The following is a 20,737-nucleotide window of genomic DNA, read 5'->3' as shown; positions in this document are numbered from 1 at the left end:
CTTTTCGTGTTTCTATGCTTATGATTGATTTTATTTATTTTCCAACGATATTCATATTCCAAAACTCAGCTACAGGCACAGCTTTTTTGCTACTCTGATCAGTAGATCCTTCTTGTGTCCACAGTGGCGGGTAAAAATGAATAGCACGATCAGGTGAAAGTGCAGAAATGTCGTCTTGCCAGCCATTCCAACGCATCGTTTCATAAAACTGACTCAAACGTCCGGACGCTAACCAGATCACAAACTCAGAATAAGATAACTCGGTATCTTCCCATTCTAATGTATCTGGCGCAAAGTAATAGATCGAAGCCTGTTCACCTAGTCCTCCACCATTCAAAGCAAAAAATCCACCTACGACATCATAAGCAACAACTAGTGCTTTAGCAAGAGGTTGAGTAATAATAGACGATTCAGATTCTGGTTGCGATTGTCCATTCCATGATAACAAATCTCCATAAATATGTTCATTACCCGATCCCAATAACTTGATCCAACCCTGATCAAACAAAATCCCACCTGTTTCGTAGGCAATACAACCTAGATATGATTTAGTAGTTATTTGCATTTGTAACAAAGTCGTTTGCGCTTGCAGATCTTTTTTAGGCAAGATCGTGTACGGTGTTTCCCCTTGATTCAAAACATCCTGAATTTCCTGCCAAGCATGTTCGTTTATATCTACCAGTTGTTCGATCGACTTCATAGTCATAGTGAGCATCCTCTCTTTTCAAATCAAACTTCATGACATCATAAAATACACTAAGTAATTACACTTAGTGTATTAGGAATAATCTTTAATAACAAGTTCTTTAAAGGTTAAAATAGATAGTGTACCGTCTACTATAATATGACGTACTATCTTTTTATTTATATATATTTATTAGCTAAGCTTTGCTCATATGTAGCAATAATTTGTAATAGATAGATTCATCTTGATCGATTAAATTTTTATAATGTGCATGGATATGATCTGATTTTGCTATTAATTCTTTCAATCTAACACTCCTTTCATATATGATGTTTTGGATAAATGATAACACACTAAGCCATTTTACTCAGTGTGTTATCATTTATTTCATCAAAATCCAAACACAGACATTCCACCATCTACCATAATCGTCTGACCCGTAATATATCCAGCGGATTCAGAAGCTAAAAAGACGACTGGGCCTACGACTTCTTCCAAATTACCGACACGTTTCATCGGCGTTCGATCTAGAATATCTTGCATATATTGTTCATCAGCTAGAATAGTTTCTGTCAGTGGCGTACGGAAATACCATGGACCGACTCCGTTAACTTGTATACCGTATTGTGCCCATTCCATCGCTAGAATTTTGGTCATATGAATTAACCCTGCTTTGGTTGCTCCATAGACTACTCCTGTTCGCAAAGCGGTGTGTCCACCAACCGAAGCAATATTGATAATTTTACCGCCACCGTGTTCCTTCATTAAATGTGCTGCCATTTGCGAAGCAATTAAGGCTGAATGTAAATTAGTATCTACAATGGTATGCCACTCGCTATCGGTTACATCTAATGCTTTCGATCGAATATTCATTCCTGCATTATTGACCAGAATATCCGGTGCGCCAAATGCCAATTCAAAACGATCAAATGCAGATTGCATTTGTTCACGATCTGTTACATCGGCTGGAATACAGATGGCTTTGCGACTACTATGTTTTTCGATCAGCTGCTTGGTCACTTCTAGATCTGAACCTGTTCTAGCAATCAACCCTACATCTGCTCCTGCTTGAGCAAGTCCAATCGCCAATGCTTGACCAATGCCTTTGCCGGCTCCAGTGACAATCGCTTTTTTATCTGATAATGAAAATGATGGTAAATACATAATGTGTCTTCCTCTCTATGCTGTGATTAGGGATCATGTGGTTTATTCTGCTTTGTGAGTATCAAAATACTGACTGGGATTACCGTATTCTGGATGAACCACTTCTCGATACTGCTCTTTGGTATATTCTCCAATCACCTGACGCCAGAACAACTGTGCAGGACGATTGGTCTGTACTTGTGTAACTTTCCATTTGCCGATATAACGAGCGAATAATTGATGAGCTGCCCATTTACCTATTCCTGTACGCCTGTATTTTTTCAAAATAAAAAATTCAGTCATATAGTAATCACCTTCAGAAGAATCTTTCAATCGATCGACTAAAGCAAAGCCTGCAATATAAGAATCAGCATAAATCAAAAATGGAAACTTCTTCCCCGGTTGACTCCAATACTGATTTAACCCTGGATATTCTGGAAATCGACCTTTATCGTCCAGATCAATACTCAAATAATATGTAAAATCATAAAGATACAATTGCATCATTTCTCGGATCACACGTCTGCGACTGCGTGGCACTTGTTCAAGCTTTAATCTCATGATGAACCTCCGTCATTGAAGTCAGGTCTTTGGTATCCAAATGCACTTTTTCTTATCTTTTTACTATATACTTTTCACGTCAAAAGAAGCAAATCATTTCCAATTGAAGAAACCTATGATTCTCTTTGATTTATGCTACAATCGGGGTAGAGGTGAGTATCTACATGAGTATCCAAAAAATAGCAGATCGAGCGAAATTAGATCAAAAATTGCCTTCTATGCCGTGGTTTGTAGAGCAATTTATAAATTATAAATTACCAGATCTTTCTCCGTCTACATTGTTAGAGTACATACGCGATTATGAATCTTTTTTCGGTTGGATGATTGTTGAAGGGTTATCGACAGCTACCCATTATACACAAATACAATTACTCGAATTGGAAACGTTACGGATGGAAGATATTACGAATTATCGTCTTCATTTAACGACTCGAACAGAAGGTACCAATACCAGAGTAACTGTATCACGCAAATTATCGTCTCTTCGCTCACTATTTCATTATTTAAGCCAGATTGCTGAAGATGATAATTTTTATCCTTTGCTCAAACGTAATATTATGGCAAAAGTCGAAGTCAAACGAATGCACAAACCCAAAGATACAGCTGCCAAATTAAAAGGTAAAATTTTAGAAGAAGATGAATTACTGGAATTTGTCGGTTATATTCTGGAAGGTTATCGTCAAGATATTGCTACGAATAAGCAAGCATTATACTCTTACGAACTGAATCGTGAACGTGATGCCTGTATTACTAGTCTTATTTTGAATTCAGGCTTACGGGTATCTGAAGTGGTTAATCTCAATTTGGTTGATCTGGATCTCAATCAGAAGTTAATGTACGTATCTCGTAAAGGTAATAATGATGAGACATTCAAAACACCCATTTATTTCCGTGAGCAAGCCAAAGACGAGATCAAAACTTATCTAGAATTACGTGAAACACGCTATCGTACGCCTAAAAAAGAAACAGCGTTATTTGTTGCTCGTCCGAATGGACAATCTTCTGGTAAGCGCATGACCAAGCGCGCTATTCAAGCCATGATTATGAAGTATGCCAAAAGTTTTGGTAAACCGTATCTGACTGTACACAAATTACGTCATTCGTTTGCGACAGATTACTATTTACAAAATGATATTTATAAAACCAAAGAGCAGCTCGGACATGCTTCTACGGAAACAACAGAAATCTATGCTCATCTTACCGATAAAACGATGTCTGAAGCGATTGAGAAACGAACGGATCTATAATATTCGTACTTTCACTGTTCCATTTCACAATATCTGAGGAGGCATATTAATCATGTCCTGAATTCATTACACAATCTTTACTTGATCAAAATATCCATAGTGGTCGGATTCAATTGGTCCTTCAGCCGAATGTAGAGGGTATTTACACTATTGATCGGTTGTCTAAGCCGAATGAAAGCTTACAAAAAATGAAGTTCTGATCAATGGCAAATTACTGTATGATAACCAGATCAGTTATGGGATTGAAAATTATTTATAGCTAAAGGAACAGGCTTAGAAGTGGAAAGCATCGCCCCATAGACCCAAATAAAATCCCCTTAACACTTTTGTAAACTTCTCAACCTTGAATGAGTAAGTTCACTAATAGCGGTAAGGGGATTTTGTAATTCAATCGGTAGTTACACTGATCGACTTGCATGTCTATAGTAGATTACAACGTTATATTTTTTTCAGATCGTTCTAGTTGAATATAAGTATATTATTCTAAGCTTACAATCGTGCTCCATTTAGCTTAAGCAGAAGCACTACTTAATTTAGATGCTAAATCGATAAAGCTTTCTACCGCTTTGCGAATACGCAATTCTGTTCCTTCATCTGTAGGCTCACCGTTTTCATTGAATTCACGCTGTGACCCACCGATGGAAATCCATTCCGGACAGTTAATACCATGTACATTACGAACAATCGTCTGTAAATGTAATAGAGAAGCTGTACCGATCAATCCACCTGCGGAGTTCGCAGATAAAACAGCTTTATTGTTAAAATAATCGCTTCCTAAGAAATCAAGCGCATTTTTGAGTACGCCAGAAATGGAACCGTGATATTCAGGTGTTGCTAGAACAAGGGCATCCGCCGATTTGGCTGCTTGGGCAAGTTTTTGTACTTCTTCATGTCCATAAGCTTCGCCCGGTCCGTATAATGGTAATTGATGCTCATACAAATTAAATACTTCTGCTTCATGTCCATGCTCTTGAAGCAGATGGGCAATATACTGGCTCAATTGAGTAGTTGATGCATCCGGACGATTACTTCCGGCGATAAGTGTAATTTTCATTTCTGATGTTCCCCCTGTGCTTCAATATAATTTTCCAATTCATGGATTATGGTTATGATACCATCTTTTTCAGCATCAATAAAAGTGATTTCTTTCAAATTTGAAGATATAGATGATGAATAGCGATTGTATACCCATTTGACCTGTACCAATTCATGAACCAAAGAAATACCTTGCTCATCGGCTACGATCACGATCTTAGGGTAGTGGGCTTGCTTAAATCCTTCGACTAATATCAGATCATACCCTACTTCAAATCTCGATATTAACTCTTCTAATGTAGAGGAATGCTGCTCGATGATAGCCGTACGTGTAGCTGAACTAATCGCAATCGCTGCTGCTCCTGCTTGAGTATGAGCGTAGGTGTCTGTACCTGCATGATCCATCTGGAATTCATGAGCGTCATGCTTGATAACAGCGACTTTTTTGCCTTGAGTAGACCAGTGTTGTAATAAGGCTCCAATCAATGTCGTTTTACCCGAATTTTTGTAACCGACAATCTGAATAACGACAGGCGTATGTTGACGATCAATAGTAGATGGCCTAGAAGTATCATTCATCTTATCATCGACTCAGACGGAGCAACGATACCGTCGTCCCTGCTGGCAGTACTTCACTGGTAGGTGGAATAATAATTAAGCAATCGCTATCTTTGATCGTTACCATCACACTGGATTCGTCCAGACTCGCAGGATAAGCAATAATTTTACCATTTTCTACAGTCATGCTTCCACGTACATAACGAGTAAAGCTATTGATTTTGTGATAATCATGCCCTAGTGTTGCTGTCCATTCTGGCAAATAATCTTGCTTGGAGTTCATCATTTGCCGGATCGTTGAACGGACTAATAATTCACAACCCACAAAACATGCTCCTGGATTACCTGATAGTGCGAATAGTAATTTGCCGTCTTTGACTGCACCAGTGGTGACACTACCTGGACGCATCGATATTTTGTTAAATAGCATTTCTACTTCGTCACTACGTACCAGATCACCCATTACATCATAATCCCCTACAGATACACCCCCACTGGAGATGACGATATCATAAGACGATAACGCATGTAACATCGTTGTCCGTGCAAGTTCCAGATCATCCATAATAGCCCCTAATACATGAGGCTCACCGCCTGCTGCTTTGACTTGCTCTGCTAACATATACGAATTACTATTGCGAATCTTACCTGGAGCAATAGGTTCTTCTACGGCTAACAATTCAGTCCCTGTTGAAAAAATGGCCACTTGTGGACGACGATAGACTTCTACTTGATGGACACCAAAAGTAGCCAGCACAGAAATCTCTCCTGCTCCAATCTGTGCTCCCTGTGTTAGTAAAATATCGCCTGCTTGTACTTCAAGTCCAATCGGTGTAATATTGCGACCTTGTTCTACAGAACGCTTGAATCCTACCCATTGTCGTCCATCTTCTTCTCTCGTCTCGGTCATCTCTAACATTACTACTGTATCTGCTTCATCAGGAACCATCGCTCCCGTCATAATACGAGCTGCGGTGCCTTTAACAATCGGGACGGAAGGAGTCTGCCCACAAGGAATATTATCGATCACTTCTAACCAGACGATATGGTCACTTGAAGCTAAAGCAATATCATCAGCAATTACAGCATAACCATCCATACCTGAACGGCGAAAATGAGGATAAGGATGAGGAGCTTGTACCGATTCGGCTAAAAATCTTCCCCCTGCTGTGTACAAAGGTATCACTTCTGTGTCTATAACCTGTACATATTCAGCTACTTTTTGTTGCGCTGTTGCTGGAGTAATAGGTTTCCGCTTAAACTTAGTCGGATTATGTTCAACAGGATTAGAACCGCCCTGTTCACTTGATAATGGTTGTGATTCTTTCATCATTAACTGCCTCCTGTATATTGCTTATGCTACGACTCTTGTAACTTCATTGTTATATGTTCGTTCTTTTCTATTCCTTTCTTTTATAGACTAACATAGAAGATCATGCAAGTTTTATGATGAACATAGAGATAAATTGCTCTATATTGCTCCCTTTTAGTTATTGTATGTATATTCTTTATTTTAGTTATAAAAAAACCGCATCCTCTGTAAAAGGATACGGTTTAAGGTTGAACTAATGAGAATAAAAATCAGCTTGTGTATGAATATTATCAACAACTATTATATTCACTTCTTTTCATATGTTTACCTTCGACTTCGCTTGCGTATTTTACCTGATCCAGAACTGCTCTTCGGTTTACTGCTTCGCGAAGGCGAGAAGAATCCTCCACCTGACGAATCCGAGCGACTACCTCGATTGATCGTTCCACTTGATCCGTTTGAAGAAGATGATCCTCGATTAAAAATACTACCGCTATCTTTCGAACGCTTCGAGCTAGATGATGTGCCACGCTTGAAAATAGAACCGGATTTGTTCACTGTTAACGGAGGAGCTTGTTTGATATCTTGTGTGGTTGGCTTTTTGTACTGTATCGTGGGCTTGTATGTTTTGTAGGTTGTATATCCACGATAACTACCACCATAATTGTATCCGCCACCAAAAGAATTAAATAAATTACTGATAATACTAGCTGTAAGATATCCTTGTAAAAAGCTAGAATCATAGTTTCGAGCTACATATTTGTCCGAGTCCACCTCGATAATCGTATCTTCTGGCTTCTCAGGATCTTGTTGGACTTGAATTAATTCATTGTCATAGACCAGAAACATCCGCTCCGGATCTTGAACACTCATCTCTTGTGGAGTACGTTGATCCGATAACTGCTCTGCGACTACAGGAACGGTCTGTCCTGCTGCACGGTATACATAGGAAGTGGAATCTCCATCTCTACTGACCGATTCAAGTGGATAATTGACTTCAACCTTCGAATTACCACAACCTGATAATAATGAAGTTAATAAGGCAAGCATTATTGCTATTTTGAGCAACCATGATGCACGCTGTTTCATTCTTCTTCGCTCCTAACTAGCACGGATAACATAGACGTCTCCGTTAAGTACGAATTCTCCTTCATACAAAGTAAAACGTCCAGCTTGCCATTCAATACGAAGTAATTTGCGATCATCTGATTGATATTGCCACACCGATTGCTCTCCACTTTGTAATGCTGGTGTTCTGCCTGTAGATATTACTGTACCATCGTATTGTTCTTCTAAGTAATAGTCGGTATCATCCATTTCGATATGACTCGGTACTTCGTTTGCATTTTCAAGTCCACCATCAATCGGATAATATAGCGCATAGCGCACCGTTTCTCGCTCTTCGATATGCAGATAAGCGATTGCATTGCCATCTTGTATAGTGAGTACTACAGCATTACGAGCACGGTTACGAACGCTTCCTTTGACTTCATATGTAACCAATGACACTTCACAAATATCCCCAACGCTCAAATCCATCGGGCTTTTTTCCACTTTAGCCGGTTCAGGTTTAGATACGAGGTTAGTAATTCTTTTCCATAATCCCATCGCCAATCGTCCTCTCGTAATCTTTATAATGAAGCTGAAATAATCAATGCACCTACGATTTGTAATGCTCCGCCCAATAATCCATAACCGATTTGACCTTGTTTGGTACCTTCATCCAGATCAAGACCCATCATTTTTTTCAATAAGAAGCGTACAATTAATTCCAAGATTAGTAAGATTACAAATGATACTACAGATACCAGTACAGCTTCACCAAGACTCCAAGATGTACCGATCGCTACCGATAAGATATATCCTTGCGCAAATAATTTCATGACCAGACGAGTCGCCACCGCATTATTGCCTGCTTTGATCTCAGTAATATCTTTGTACTTGGTAAATAACGAATCAATATACATCAAAAGAAATAAAAGTACTGCTCCTACTGCTGTCCATACTGCAATTGATCCCAAAATGTTCCAACTCATACTAGACATCCTCCACATATTCAACGTCGTAAAATTATTTATAACCTGTTCAAGATTGTACTCTTTTGCTTATTTCTTTCAACATCATCAACCCATCACTATTCATCAAAAATCCATACAAAAAGCGAAGGAGAACAAGCTGTATCGTTCCGACCTTCGCTTTGTAATGAGCTACAAAAATAGCGTAACTTATATTTGAATAAAATTATGATTTGTTCTCGTATTGCTTCATCAATGCTGCTAACTCATCTTCAACTGCTTTATCTTTACCAAGTGATGCAAATTCATCATCTAGTGATTTGTTCTGACCATTCACTTCTTCACTTGCTTGTGCTTGAGCTTCCATTTGTAGCATTTTTTCTTCCATACGCTTCAAGCCAGATGTTGCAGAATCTGAGCTAAATTCACTCATCGCATGATTGATTTCTTTTTGCGCTTTAGCTGCTTGATAACGAGCGATCAAAGTATCGCGTTTGTTTTTCATTTCAGTCAATTGCTTGCGCATTTCGTTTAACTTGGCACGAAGATTGTCCGCAGAAGCTTTGTTTTGCTCATAGTTCGCTTTGAACTCATCACGTTTGGCTTCAGCATTTTTCTTTTCTTCCAACGCCCGACGAGCTAAATCGATATTTTGCGCTTGAGCAGCCATATGTGCTTGCTCTTCACGTTTTTTAACCAATGCTTCTTGTTCTTCGTACGATTGTTTGAAACGTTTTTCGATAGCGATCTGTGAGGCAACAGCTTTCTCCGCATCCTCTAGGTCAGCAGACATATCGCGAATATATTGATCTGTCATTTTAATAGGATCTTCTGCTTTCTCAATCAAAGCAAATACATTGGATAAAGTTAAATCACGTAACCTTTTGAAAATAGACATAAATAATTACCTCCAATTTAATAATTGATCACTATTGTCGTGTCAATGATAGATCATAATACGAAGCATGATATTTAACGTTTCAATAATTTATAATTTGACCGCTATTCATCGTTCTATATTCTGACTATACGACTGCATCTGAACACCAATAGGTTCCTTATACTGCCTATTTTACGGGATTATGGGACTTTCGTCTATATCACCCCTACATTCTTACCTCTACATATAAAATTAAACATATTTACGATTAAAAAAACACTCTCAGTCTATAAGACCAAGAGTGTTTTTATTTATGATAAGCGTTGACAACACGGAGATGGGTTGGCTATGGGCATAACCGGATATCTCGTATCAGTTAACGCTGTGTTACATCGATTTCGTTAAAGTGATTGAACCGTCTGCTTTATTCCATTTAACGTCCCAACCTAATAATTCAGTAATCGAACGTAATGGTACTAATGTTCTGCCATCACTATTGACCATAGCATTTGCACTTAGCATTTTAGTAGATCCATTAACATCTACTTTTTTGTTATTAATCCAGAATTTCATGGTATCGCTACCTGCCATTACAGTCACTTGGCCAGCAGATTTATTCCAGCTTACTTTCGCACCGATACCTTCTCCCAAATAACGAAGTGGGATATACGTAGTGCCGTTTTTAACAACAGGAGCAGTATCCATCATTGTTGTTTTGTCACCAATTTTGAGCTGCTTGCTGTTCAGCTTCATCCATACCATCATCATCGAATCATTAGATGTTGTAGGATTGGTCATCACTGGAGCTGTTGGCGTAGGTGCTGGTGTAGTTGGCATTGTAGGCATAGGTGTAGTTGCTGCTGTTTTAAATTTGTCTGGATATTGAGTAACAATCGCACCACCTAGTGCTTTACCAATTCCAAACATCGTTTTGTATCCTTCACGATCTGCTGTATATGCACCTGCATAGTTTTTAGCAGCATATTGATCGATCACAGATTGAACTTGATCTTCATGAGTGCGTAATGCAGCTAATGCAGCATCAGCTGGCAAGTTATTCGCTGTAGCTGTACCTAAGAATGTGGAGAATTCTTTAGTGAAGTCTGTAATACGATCTTTAACCGATTGTAAAGAGGTTTGATTGTTGGATTTGAGTGCATCGACATAATCACTTTGTGCTTTGATATGATTAGTCACCCAAATTTTTTCAAATTGATTAGCACCTTCTGCACCATAGATTGAAGAAATAGCTGCTTTGAAGTCTGCTGTGTTGCCAGCTTCAGCTGCGATTAGTGCATTAGAATCTGGTGAACCGTTATATTGTTTTTGCATTTGCAAGACAGATAATGCAAAGTGTTCTGCTGCTAAATGGTTCAATGCTGAACGTAAATCTGCTGCTGGTGTATCAACAGAAGTGTTATCGAATTTAGCCGGGAATTGAGTAACAATCGCACCCGATAATGCTTTACTTACTGTAAACATCGTTGCTAGACCTTCACGATATTCGGTGTATGCACCTGTGTAATCACCAGCTACATATTTTTCAAATACGTCTTGGACTTGATCTTCATGGAGACGAAGTGCATTTTCAGCGGTTTGTTCAGGTAATTTACCACCTGTTGCTGTAGATAAGAATTTGGCAAATTCATCAACAAATCCTTGTACTTTCGCTTCTGCTGCTTTGATTGCATCTTCGTTTTTCATTTTGGTTGCTTTTACAAGTTCGTCTGTATATTGGTTGTGTGCACGGAAGATTCGTTCGAACTCTGCTGCTCCTTCTTTACCGTATAAAGATTCGATAGCAGGTTGCATATCTAATGCATTTTTATCCAGTGCATCTAACGCTTGTGCAGCATCAGGAGCACTTTCATAAGCTTTAGTCATGGCTACCACAGCTAGTGCAAAATGTTCAGATAGCAGATAATCTAGATCCGAACGAAGGTCTGCTGCTTTGGTACTTACAGTTGGCATTGATGCTGAAGTTGCATCGGCGGCGAAAGCACCTGTAGTAGGAACTAACAAAGACAAGCTAAGTACGGGTACTATCAATTTTTTCATTTTCATCATCAAAACTCCTTTATGTGTTTGTTTTATTTTTGTTGTCGTCCTTACACAGATGAACGGAAGAGATTCATTTTTGGATCACTTTGTTATTTTAAATTTTTGATATCTGTCGTGAAAATAGTATGTTGATCGTCTCAAATTTATCCTAGCTATCACTATTATATTTGCGCAAAAAAAGCCTATATCCCTTGATAGACAAAGGATATAGGCTACTTTTATTTTTAGACCAAACTATATCATACTTTAGTCAAATGACATGTCCAAAACAATTAAAAACTTTTTTTATTCTGTCTCCAAAATAAAAGATTGAAAAGTAACATATTGGTAAATATACATTTTAAAGTATAATTATCTATGATACCCACGTGCGTATTGAACAGGAACTTCTGCTTCTAATTGTAGTTCTTTGGCAGCATGAGTCGCCCAGTATGGATCACGTAACATAGCACGACCTACAGCTACAAGATCTGCTTGATCGTTTTCAATTACTTTTTCTGCAACGTCGTACTCATCCAATAGACCTACAGCAATCACAGGCATATTCAATGCTTTTTTAATATGTGAAGCTAATTCTACTTGATAGCCTGGACCTACTTGCATACCACCTGAACCAACAGGGCCTTCACCACCAGAAGAAATATGCATGATATCTACACCTGCTTCTTGATAACGACGACATACATCTGTGATATAGTCGATACCGTACCCACCATCTACATACTCACGTGCAGATACACGCATAATGACAGCCATCTCTGCTGGAACGACTTCACGAATTGCTTCTACTACACGTACACCGAATAAAGCAAGGTCTTGACCATACTCATCTTGACGTTGATTCACAAGTGGGGAATGGAATTGATGAATTAAATAACCGTGAGCTCCATGCACTTCTACCGTGTCAAAACCAGCTTCTACTGCACGACGTGCACCTTGACGGTAAGCTTCAATCATTTCTTCTACTTCTGCTGTAGTAAGCTCATGAGGTGTTTTGTAACCTTCTCCATCATAACGAATAGCTGACGGTGCAACAGGAGGATTCGCATCTTCTGCTTTGCGACCAGCATGACCTAATTGAATACCGATCTTCGCCCCATATTGATGTACACCATCAACTATTTTGCGATAAGCCGGAATAAAAGAATCGTCCCAGATCCCTGTATCGTTGTCTGTAATACGTCCATCTGGATGTACGGCAGTCATTTCGACAATAATAAGACCCGTACCACCTACAGCACGACTAATATAGTGAACATTATGCCAATCATTCGGCATACCGTCTTTGGTATCTACAGAATATTGACACATCGGAGGCATAACCACCCGATTTTTAAGTTCTAAATTTTTGAATGTATAAGGTGTAAACAAATTAGGCATATCTATTCCCTCCAACAATTATGAGATAACTAGCTTGGTATATTACAACTCTTCGTAATGAATAATAACATACTTACTTATTATATACTAAAATTATCACAACAAAACAGGATAACAACGATATCTCTGATATTCACGAAATCTTCATAAAATTGTTCCAACAAATAATAATGAATAATATGTAGATTGGTGGTTTCTTTGACACCCTATGCTAAATAAAAAAAGAAAGAGCCGATACGCTAATCAGCTCTTTCTTTCCCATTTATAAGTGATGGTTGGTTAATTGAATTTATAATACTTTGCTTAAAAAGTCTTGTGTACGTGGATGACTTGGTGCACCGAATACTTCTTCTGGTGTACCTTGCTCTACAATTTGCCCTGCATCCATAAAGATAATACGGTCGCCCACTTCACGTGCAAAATTCATCTCGTGCGTTACGATGACCATCGTCATACCTTCATGTGCAAGCTTCTGCATGACCTCTAGCACCTCTCCAACCATCTCAGGATCGAGTGCAGATGTCGGTTCATCAAACAGCATTACATGGGGTTGCATGGCAAGTGCACGCGCAATCGCAATACGTTGCTTTTGTCCACCGGATAACTGACTTGGATAAGCATTGTATTTATCTGCTAACCCTACGGTGTGTAACAAATCTTCAGCAATTTTGTTAGCTGCATTGGTATTCATCTTTTTCACTTTGATCGGTGCAATCGTAAGATTCTGCAACACCGTTTTGTGCGGGAAAAGGTTAAAGTGCTGGAATACCATGCCCATTTTTTTGCGTGTATTATCAATATCATGCTTACGTGCTGTAATCAATTCATTTTCAAAATGAATCTCACCTGCTGTAGGTTGTTCTAACAAGTTGAGACAACGTAAAAAGGTACTTTTACCTGATCCACTTGGTCCAATAATAACAACCACTTCACCTTGAGCGATATCCATATCGATACCTGTTAACACTTCATTTTTACCGTAAGACTTTTTAAGACCTTTAACGTTGATCACTTGCACTCAACCTCCGTTCTACAATACCTAGTAGTTTGGACAATATAAATGTCATTACAAAGTAAATAGCTGCTGCGATAATAAGCGGACTTAATGCAGAGTACGTTATACTACGTACAGCCTGTGCTTGGAACATCAAGTCTGCTACTCCGATAAAGGATACAATCGATGATTCTTTAATAATAACGACAAATTCATTACCGATTGCCGGCAATACACTTTTGATTGCTTGTGGAATAATAATATGACGCATCGTTGCACCATAAGACATACCCAGTGAACGTGCTGCTTCTGTCTGTCCGCGATCTACACCTTGAATACCTGCACGAAAAATCTCAGCTAGATAAGCAGAACTATTAATAGATAATGTGATAATACCAGATTCAAGCACTGTAAAGTTAATATTAAACGCTTGAGCGATACCATAATGAATAATCAACAACTGCACAAGCATTGGTGTACCACGTAAAATTTCAATATACGTCATCGCTAACCAACGGAATACCGAGATTTGGGATAAACGTAACAACGATACGATCAATCCAATAATAAATCCGAACAATACACCCATTGCTGATAAGAACAATGTGTATTGAATTCCTTGCCAATAGTAACTACGATAGTCCCAGAAAATTTGAAAAATATTCGGCTTTGGCTTGTCTTTGATCTGTTCTGCCGTTTCACCTGTTGATTCACCAGAATTTAATTTGAATGCATCATTTACAAATTTATCAACTTCATTGTTAGCTTTGAGTGTAGCTAATGTTTTGTTAATTTGACCTAGTAATTCAGTATTTCCTTTTTGCACAGCGATTGCCATAGGCGTATCACTATCTGGAATTTGAATATCTGTTATCGCAAGATCAGGATGATTCAGCACTTGTCCATCCGCTACAGGGCCTTCCATAACTGCTGCATCTACACGATTGGATTCCAACTGCAACATAATATCAGACACTTTATCAACCGGAGATAATTTTGCTCCTTCTATGCCTTCTGCGATATCTTGTTGAATAGATCCTCTTTGTACACCGATCGCAGCCCCTTTAAGACTTTCCATCGTTTTGAATTTCGTCGTATCTTCTGCTCGAGTGACAATAACCTGACGAGAAATATAATACGTATCCGAGAAATCAACATTTTGACGACGTTCATCCGTTGGTGTCATCCCCGAAATAATCATATCAATCCGTCCACTATCTAATGCAGGCAATAGACTGTCAAAAGCGATATCTTGAATTTGCAGTTCAGCTCCCATATCAGCAGCGACTCGCTTAGCAATCTCTATATCCGAACCGACAATCTCATCTTTACCATTGATATTTTTACGAAATTCATAAGGTGCAAAGTCTGCACTTAAACCTACAACTATTTTTTTGCCTGTGTCTTGCGCGGCGGATGCCATAGGAGTGACTGCTAGAAATACAATCAACACGCTAAAGCAAAGCGCAAATAACGATTTACATACTTTCAATTTTTTATCCCCTTCCATATTATCAATGCAGACGATGCCGTCTACCGGATCGAAGTAAGTGTTCCTACAATCATATCCATTTAAACAATTTAGTTAAAAAGTCTAACCGGGTTATTATAAATGAATATGTATGATTATTCAATCATTTTATAATCAGTTATGTTCCACTTTATGATATACTACTTTGGTCTAAACATTATATAATGACTTCTAAAGGAGACGATACAATTGTCCGTTATATCAACCCTCAAAACTCAAATAGGTACAACAATTGATCAGCATACCGAGCGCTTCAAAGCTGTTTCTACATATATAGGGCAAAACCCTGAGCTTGGTAATGAAGAGTTCAAAGCTTCAGCTAGACTGAAAGAAGAATTGTTATTTCATGGATTTGAAATTGAAGCACCGATCTTAGGAATAGAGACTGCATTTATCGCTACATATACAGCTCCAAAGTCAGGTCCTATTGTTGCGTTGTTATGCGAATATGATGCATTACCTGAAATTGGACATGCTTGTGGACATCACTTAATTTGTATGATGAGTGTAAGTGCAGCTGTAGGTCTCAAATCGGTAATAGATGAACTGGGTGGCACGATTCGTGTCTATGGCACACCAGCAGAAGAAACACGTGGTGCTAAAGTGCCCATGGCAGCGGCGGGATTATTTGACGATTGTGATTTTGCGATGATGGCACATCCTTATTATGCCTATGAAGAATCAGGGATTTCTTTAGCGATGGATGCTTTACAATTTGAGTATTTTGGCAAATCTGCTCATGCAGCAGCCAGTCCTCAACATGGTATTAATGCGTTAGATGGTGTATTACAACTGTTCAATGGAATCAATGCATTACGTCAACAGACACGTAGTGATACACGAATTCATGGCATTATTAATCAAGGTGGTGTAGCCGCTAATATTATACCGGACTACGCTTCTGCTCAATTCTATATCCGTTCTGCTAGTCGGGAGTATACGAATGAATTAGTAGAAAAAGTAAAACGTGTAGCTGAAGGTTCCGCTTTACAAACAGGATGTACACTAAAAGTATCCAATTATGAATATTCGTATGATGAATTAATAACGAATACGACGTTATCTGAAGCATTTACAAATAATCTGGTATCCCATGGTATTGCACGTTCTGATATTCATAGCGGTAAAGATGCAGGTTCGCTAGATCTAGGAAATGTATCTACACATTGCCCTGCTATTCACCCTTATATTCAAGTCACCACAGAAAAGCATGAATTGCATAGTATCGGGTTCCGTGATCGTGCTCAGCAACCGGAAGCTTTAGAAGCAATGATATTTGGGGGTAAAGTTCTGGCAGAAACGGCATACGATGTAATCAGTCAGCCTGAATTGTTACAACAAATTAAGCAAGAATTTGTAGCGCGATAAGTGACCATTTTAAGCGTATTTTTCAAAATCAGCTTATGTTAAAAGACAGGAGTGATTGTGAATGTCCTTTGATCTTTTATTACTATTAGCTTTTATCGTTTTGTTTATTATCATGTTCCGTAGAATCGCTCGTAAAAATTGGGGTCGATCATGGACACTTCAATCGGATCAACGCTTTTTCCAGTCTGCTGTTGCTGCGCCTACATTGATTGTGCCTGCCGGGCATCCTTGTGTACCGTTAGCTCTTAGACTCGAAAGAGCTTTACCTAATGACTATGCTCATCAATTAAGGCAACGTGTCTTTACAGAACATCCTGACATGACAGAGGAAGAATGGAATTGGCGGTGGGTGGAAATGCGTCGATATTTCCTAATCTGCGCCCTATTCAAGCAAATGCCGATGTTCAGTAGTAAAGTCGATGATATCTGGCATGAAATGTTGATGTTTACAAGAGAGTATCAGCAATTTTGTGAGCAATTTTTTGGATACATGTTGCATCATTCTCCGCATGGACAATCAGTATCCCAACCGGATCAACGTGCGCTTTTTGATTGGACGTATTCACAATTATTTCCGATGACTCGTGCAAATTCTAAATTATGGAATGGATTTTTCAATTATCCATTGCCACAGGCAACGATGAATAATTTGTATTCTTTTAATGAGTATCGAATTGATCATAGCCTATTTAACCGCCAAACGTTCAATAATGTTCCTGAAGCCAAAACGGTCATCCTTTATTTGAGTAAACAATTTCGAGATCATAATCAACAAGCAGTGCAAAAAACACCGCCTGCTAAGTATGATAAGCAAAACAAAAATCAAACCTATGATACTGGTAATTACACTTCACCTAGTGATAATTACGGTCTAGGTGTAGCCGGTTGTGCGGCGGTGTATTATTCTCAGAACGACGTACAGCATTTCTGTTCGTCTGTGAATACCTATTTGCCAGCAGATGTGCAGACCTTGCAATCGTATAGTTCTAGTTCTTCTTGTGGTACAGGTTATGTTTCCACCGATAACTCTAATCATCATAATTCTCATCATTCATCAGATAACCATAGTAGTCATGATTCAGGTGAGAGTTCATGTAGCAGTGATAGTTCATGTAGTAGTTGTGGTGGCGGTGGTGGTGATTAAGTCGATTGATCTTATTGTTGAACCCAAGGTTTCATACAGACTTGTTCTGTATATTTATTGGTGAGAGCGCTTTATAAAACATTTCTATACAATAAACAAATGATATGGTGGAGGATTATCGTATGGCTCGTTCTTTTTTTTCACGCTTGGAAGGCAACAGTCGCGGCTGTCTTGCCTTTGAACCTTTTTTTCTAATCCCTTATAGTATGTTTGCTACGTATGCGACATTGTATATGTATCAACTGGGAATTAGTGAAACGAATATTGGCTGGATCACGACGATCAGTCTAATATTTCAAGTATTTTCTTCATTTATTAGCGGTTATTTAACAGATCGCATGGGACGCAAAAAAGCACTGTTGTATTTTGATATATTTAGTTGGAGTGTAGCTACTCTGGTCTGGGCAGTATCCCAAAACTTTTGGTTTTTCCTTGTTGCTGCAATTATTAATGGGTTTCAACGGGTTCCTGCTACTTCATTTTATTGCTTGCTTGTCGAAGATACGAAGCCGGGGGATCGAACGTATATATTCACATTACTTCAGATTATTGGCGTTATCGGCGGTCTCTTCGCTCCTCTAGGCGGTCTACTGGTATATGAATATGGATTGGTATCTGGAATGCGGATTATGTATGTGATTGCTTTTGTACTGATGACCTTTCAATTTATCGGTCGCCATGTGACTACACGTGAGACAGAGATGGGTTATCGCAAAATGAAAGAAACACGTGAATTGGGACTCAAGCAAAGTCTGGTTGACTACAGCGGTGCGATTCATGATATTTTGCAAAGTAAAGGGTTATTGTTGATTTTCAGTGTGTATATTTTGTTCAATTTCCAGACCACTCTCAAAACAACCTACCTCTCGCTCTATCTTGCAGATTATCTACATATTGACGATGGGATCATTTCACTTGTTCCAGCAATTTCGTCATTGATTATGTTGCTGACCTTATGGTTATTGACTCCGCGTATACCGGAAGGTGCTGTATACAAATCAATGATGGCTGGCTTTGCTCTGTCTGTTGTTTCCAATGTAATGCTTGTATTCGGCCCTGTACACAATCTAATCTGGATTGGAATCAGTACCATTTTAGCAGCCATCGGTATCATGATCAGCTCTCCCTACTTGGAGACAGCTGTAGCCAATGCTATTGATGATGAAAAGCGTGCCAAAATCTTCTCTATGCTATCTGTATTAATCCTACTGTTCACTTCACCTGCCGGAATTATCGGAGGATGGGCATATACGCTTGATCCACGTATTCCAATCTGGTTGATTACAGGTGCTTTTGTCGGTTCATACTTGTTAATTTTGATGTATCGTCAAGGCGTTAAGCGTGTACGTGCAGTATAAATATGTATTAAAAAGGGACTTGATGATATATACAAAATATCTTTTTGGTTCCACGTATTAAAAGTCCCTTATTTTCAATTCAAAAAGCATCTTCTCCTCTGCATGTTAATAACAGAGAAAGAAGATGCTTTCTTTTAGTTTACTGAGCCGATCCTAATTGAATCCAAGCTTGTTGAATTTCTTCGACGGCTTGATCTTTGGTTTTACTTTTGCCAATATAGGCTTGCATGATCTCGCCGAATTTCTGGTGGAACGTATCTAAAGAATAGTTGACCGATAGATCGCCAGATTTTTCGGTTTTTAAGATTTCTTCCATTTCTTTAGGCATTTGCAAGTCTGGAAGTGGAGCATCTTTGATCGGTGGAATTACTTTGGCGACTTGAGAGAACCAGTTTTTACCGTAATCTGACGTATACAACCAGTTGAAAAATTCGATCGTTTCTTTGGCTACAGGAGAGTCAGCGTTAATACGCAACGCTTGATCTGCGCCTGTAATAATCATCGATTGATCGGCTTTGTGACTAACAGGGTAACCCATAATACCCATTTTGAAGTCAGGATTGATCTTAATAATCGCTTCTTCATCCCAAGCACCTTTACCTGTCATCATCGCTGCTTTACCTGAAGCAAAGTCACTTACTTCTGCATTGCTATCACGTTCTAGTGGCTTGTCTGTACCATACTGAACGGTCGTATCAATAAAAGCAAAGAAGTTATTGTATAATGCAGGGTATTCTTTAATCGTCGTTTCACCTGCAATAAATTTATTGACCAAATCTTTGGAAGTCACACCTGCATCAAGTGCCGCTACATCTACATAGTGTTGGAAAATATGTTTCCATACCCACCATTCTTTGTAAGCGTTCGCAAAAGGAGTAATACCTTTTGCTTCTAATTTCTTAATCGCTTCATCCATCTCTGCGATCGTTTTGGGCGGTTCTGTAATACCTGCTTTGGCAAATAAATCTTTATTGTAAATCAGTGCGAACAGATTGCCTTTCACCGGTAAGCCCAATACTTTACCATCGGTAGATGTCATATTGGTACGTACCGCATCAGTCATTGCTGCCGCAAGCGGTTCGTTGGTTAAATCTGCACTGTAATCAGCATACGTATCAATATCTCCACCTGCTGTCGTCTGGAATACATCCGGTGTACTTCCCGCTGCGATACGAGATTTGAGGATGGTATTATAGTCGGCTTGCATAATTTCTAGATTGATCGTCACATTCGGTTTTACTTTTTTGTATTCTTCGATATAAGCATTGAATGCATCGGTGTACTCTGGAGAAGCAGTGAACATATTGATCGTTACTGCACCATCTGTACTTCCTCCTGAAGAAGCGCTATTGTCTGTTGTATCTGTACTGTTACCACAAGCGGCTAACATGGATAAGCTCAGCACAAGGGTAATAGGTAAGACCATCATCTTTTTGAACATATATCTGCCCCCATCTTTCAAATT

General features: G+C 38.9%; 19 protein-coding genes. 4 read left to right on the top strand and 15 right to left on the bottom strand.

What is annotated here, in order from left to right:
- Nucleotides 1–34: 34 nt before the first annotated feature.
- From RCP16_RS06455 to RCP16_RS06445, 3 genes are all read right to left on the bottom strand, one after another.
- Nucleotides 35–706 carry a DUF2625 family protein gene (locus RCP16_RS06455; protein WP_308641922.1) on the bottom strand — a complete coding sequence of 224 codons (672 nt, stop codon included), beginning with the start codon at nucleotides 704–706 and terminating at the stop codon, nucleotides 35–37.
- A gap of 369 nt (nucleotides 707–1,075) precedes the next feature.
- Nucleotides 1,076–1,849 (bottom strand): SDR family NAD(P)-dependent oxidoreductase, encoded by a 774-nt coding sequence (locus RCP16_RS06450; protein ID WP_308641921.1) that lies wholly within the window; start codon nucleotides 1,847–1,849, stop codon nucleotides 1,076–1,078.
- Between the two features lie 42 nt (nucleotides 1,850–1,891).
- Nucleotides 1,892–2,389, bottom strand: a complete 498-nt coding sequence (locus RCP16_RS06445; RefSeq protein ID WP_273594146.1) for a GNAT family N-acetyltransferase — start codon at nucleotides 2,387–2,389, stop codon at nucleotides 1,892–1,894.
- A gap of 164 nt (nucleotides 2,390–2,553) precedes the next feature.
- On the opposite strand from RCP16_RS06445, the gene xerS reads away from it, so the two are divergent.
- Entirely contained in the window at nucleotides 2,554–3,636 is a 1,083-nt protein-coding gene (xerS, locus tag RCP16_RS06440; protein WP_308641920.1) for a tyrosine recombinase XerS, read from the top strand.
- Nucleotides 3,637–4,147: 511 nt separating this feature from the next.
- On the opposite strand, the gene RCP16_RS06435 is transcribed toward xerS, so the two are convergent.
- The 11 genes from RCP16_RS06435 to RCP16_RS06385 all read right to left on the bottom strand — a co-directional run bounded on the left by RCP16_RS06435 (nucleotide 4,148) and on the right by RCP16_RS06385 (nucleotide 15,363).
- Complete coding sequence (locus RCP16_RS06435) at nucleotides 4,148–4,690, bottom strand: NADPH-dependent FMN reductase (protein ID WP_137221617.1); 543 nt, start codon at nucleotides 4,688–4,690, stop codon at nucleotides 4,148–4,150.
- Entirely contained in the window at nucleotides 4,687–5,250 is a 564-nt protein-coding gene (gene mobB, locus RCP16_RS06430) for a molybdopterin-guanine dinucleotide biosynthesis protein B (protein WP_308641919.1), read from the bottom strand. The genes RCP16_RS06435 and mobB overlap by 4 nt, the downstream gene beginning before the upstream one ends.
- Nucleotides 5,251–5,254: 4 nt before the next feature.
- Complete coding sequence (locus RCP16_RS06425) at nucleotides 5,255–6,559, bottom strand: molybdopterin molybdotransferase MoeA (RefSeq protein ID WP_371748226.1); 1,305 nt, start codon at nucleotides 6,557–6,559, stop codon at nucleotides 5,255–5,257.
- A gap of 306 nt (nucleotides 6,560–6,865) precedes the next feature.
- Nucleotides 6,866–7,630, bottom strand: coding sequence for a DUF4247 domain-containing protein (locus RCP16_RS06420; RefSeq protein WP_273594151.1), 765 nt, complete (start codon nucleotides 7,628–7,630; stop codon nucleotides 6,866–6,868).
- 12 nt (nucleotides 7,631–7,642) lie between these two features.
- Nucleotides 7,643–8,149 (bottom strand): DUF4178 domain-containing protein, encoded by a 507-nt coding sequence (locus RCP16_RS06415; RefSeq protein ID WP_308641917.1) that lies wholly within the window; start codon nucleotides 8,147–8,149, stop codon nucleotides 7,643–7,645.
- Between the two features lie 23 nt (nucleotides 8,150–8,172).
- Nucleotides 8,173–8,577, bottom strand: coding sequence for a DUF350 domain-containing protein (locus RCP16_RS06410; protein ID WP_308641916.1), 405 nt, complete (start codon nucleotides 8,575–8,577; stop codon nucleotides 8,173–8,175).
- A 205-nt stretch (nucleotides 8,578–8,782) separates the two neighbouring features.
- Nucleotides 8,783–9,454 (bottom strand): PspA/IM30 family protein, encoded by a 672-nt coding sequence (locus RCP16_RS06405; RefSeq protein ID WP_069328148.1) that lies wholly within the window; start codon nucleotides 9,452–9,454, stop codon nucleotides 8,783–8,785.
- Nucleotides 9,455–9,823: 369 nt separating this feature from the next.
- Nucleotides 9,824–11,500, bottom strand: a complete 1,677-nt coding sequence (locus RCP16_RS06400) for a copper amine oxidase N-terminal domain-containing protein (RefSeq protein ID WP_069328149.1) — start codon at nucleotides 11,498–11,500, stop codon at nucleotides 9,824–9,826.
- A gap of 348 nt (nucleotides 11,501–11,848) precedes the next feature.
- On the bottom strand, nucleotides 11,849–12,877 hold the full coding sequence (locus RCP16_RS06395) for an NADH:flavin oxidoreductase/NADH oxidase (protein ID WP_069328150.1): 1,029 nt from the start codon (nucleotides 12,875–12,877) through the stop codon (nucleotides 11,849–11,851).
- A 289-nt stretch (nucleotides 12,878–13,166) separates the two neighbouring features.
- Entirely contained in the window at nucleotides 13,167–13,889 is a 723-nt protein-coding gene (locus RCP16_RS06390; RefSeq protein WP_137221604.1) for an amino acid ABC transporter ATP-binding protein, read from the bottom strand.
- Nucleotides 13,876–15,363, bottom strand: coding sequence for an ABC transporter substrate-binding protein/permease (locus RCP16_RS06385; protein WP_371748190.1), 1,488 nt, complete (start codon nucleotides 15,361–15,363; stop codon nucleotides 13,876–13,878). Before RCP16_RS06385 ends, RCP16_RS06390 begins: the two co-directional genes overlap by 14 nt.
- 237 nt (nucleotides 15,364–15,600) lie before the next feature.
- Here RCP16_RS06385 and RCP16_RS06380 point away from each other — a divergent pair, with 237 nt between their 5' ends.
- The 3 genes from RCP16_RS06380 to RCP16_RS06370 all read left to right on the top strand — a co-directional run bounded on the left by RCP16_RS06380 (nucleotide 15,601) and on the right by RCP16_RS06370 (nucleotide 19,272).
- Nucleotides 15,601–16,770 (top strand): M20 family metallopeptidase, encoded by a 1,170-nt coding sequence (locus RCP16_RS06380; RefSeq protein ID WP_308642453.1) that lies wholly within the window; start codon nucleotides 15,601–15,603, stop codon nucleotides 16,768–16,770.
- Nucleotides 16,771–16,831: 61 nt separating this feature from the next.
- Nucleotides 16,832–17,914, top strand: coding sequence for a UCP032817 domain-containing protein (locus RCP16_RS06375; RefSeq protein WP_308641915.1), 1,083 nt, complete (start codon nucleotides 16,832–16,834; stop codon nucleotides 17,912–17,914).
- A gap of 122 nt (nucleotides 17,915–18,036) precedes the next feature.
- Nucleotides 18,037–19,272 carry an MFS transporter gene (locus RCP16_RS06370; protein WP_308641914.1) on the top strand — a complete coding sequence of 412 codons (1,236 nt, stop codon included), beginning with the start codon at nucleotides 18,037–18,039 and terminating at the stop codon, nucleotides 19,270–19,272.
- 139 nt (nucleotides 19,273–19,411) lie between these two features.
- On the opposite strand, the gene RCP16_RS06365 is transcribed toward RCP16_RS06370, so the two are convergent.
- Nucleotides 19,412–20,713, bottom strand: a complete 1,302-nt coding sequence (locus tag RCP16_RS06365; protein ID WP_308641913.1) for an extracellular solute-binding protein — start codon at nucleotides 20,711–20,713, stop codon at nucleotides 19,412–19,414.
- Between the last annotated feature and the right edge of the window lie 24 nt (nucleotides 20,714–20,737).

Origin of the sequence: Paenibacillus nuruki (assembly GCF_963311185.1) — a bacterium.
Lineage (GTDB): Bacteria > Bacillota > Bacilli > Paenibacillales > Paenibacillaceae > Saccharibacillus > Saccharibacillus nuruki.
This window is presented reverse-complemented; position numbering and strand designations above follow the sequence as displayed.

What these genes read in the sequence shown, in the direction of transcription:
- RCP16_RS06455 (WP_308641922.1), bottom strand. Translation starts at nt 706, where the DNA reads ATGACTATGAAGTCGATCGAACAACTGGTAGATATAAACGAACATGCT.
- RCP16_RS06450 (WP_308641921.1), bottom strand. Translation starts at nt 1,849, where the DNA reads ATGTATTTACCATCATTTTCATTATCAGATAAAAAAGCGATTGTCACT.
- RCP16_RS06445 (WP_273594146.1), bottom strand. Translation starts at nt 2,389, where the DNA reads ATGAGATTAAAGCTTGAACAAGTGCCACGCAGTCGCAGACGTGTGATC.
- xerS (WP_308641920.1), top strand. Translation starts at nt 2,554, where the DNA reads ATGAGTATCCAAAAAATAGCAGATCGAGCGAAATTAGATCAAAAATTG.
- RCP16_RS06435 (WP_137221617.1), bottom strand. Translation starts at nt 4,690, where the DNA reads ATGAAAATTACACTTATCGCCGGAAGTAATCGTCCGGATGCATCAACT.
- mobB (WP_308641919.1), bottom strand. Translation starts at nt 5,250, where the DNA reads ATGAATGATACTTCTAGGCCATCTACTATTGATCGTCAACATACGCCT.
- RCP16_RS06425 (WP_371748226.1), bottom strand. Translation starts at nt 6,559, where the DNA reads ATGAAAGAATCACAACCATTATCAAGTGAACAGGGCGGTTCTAATCCT.
- RCP16_RS06420 (WP_273594151.1), bottom strand. Translation starts at nt 7,630, where the DNA reads ATGAAACAGCGTGCATCATGGTTGCTCAAAATAGCAATAATGCTTGCC.
- RCP16_RS06415 (WP_308641917.1), bottom strand. Translation starts at nt 8,149, where the DNA reads ATGGGATTATGGAAAAGAATTACTAACCTCGTATCTAAACCTGAACCG.
- RCP16_RS06410 (WP_308641916.1), bottom strand. Translation starts at nt 8,577, where the DNA reads ATGAGTTGGAACATTTTGGGATCAATTGCAGTATGGACAGCAGTAGGA.
- RCP16_RS06405 (WP_069328148.1), bottom strand. Translation starts at nt 9,454, where the DNA reads ATGTCTATTTTCAAAAGGTTACGTGATTTAACTTTATCCAATGTATTT.
- RCP16_RS06400 (WP_069328149.1), bottom strand. Translation starts at nt 11,500, where the DNA reads ATGAAAATGAAAAAATTGATAGTACCCGTACTTAGCTTGTCTTTGTTA.
- RCP16_RS06395 (WP_069328150.1), bottom strand. Translation starts at nt 12,877, where the DNA reads ATGCCTAATTTGTTTACACCTTATACATTCAAAAATTTAGAACTTAAA.
- RCP16_RS06375 (WP_308641915.1), top strand. Translation starts at nt 16,832, where the DNA reads ATGTCCTTTGATCTTTTATTACTATTAGCTTTTATCGTTTTGTTTATT.
- RCP16_RS06370 (WP_308641914.1), top strand. Translation starts at nt 18,037, where the DNA reads ATGGCTCGTTCTTTTTTTTCACGCTTGGAAGGCAACAGTCGCGGCTGT.
- RCP16_RS06365 (WP_308641913.1), bottom strand. Translation starts at nt 20,713, where the DNA reads ATGTTCAAAAAGATGATGGTCTTACCTATTACCCTTGTGCTGAGCTTA.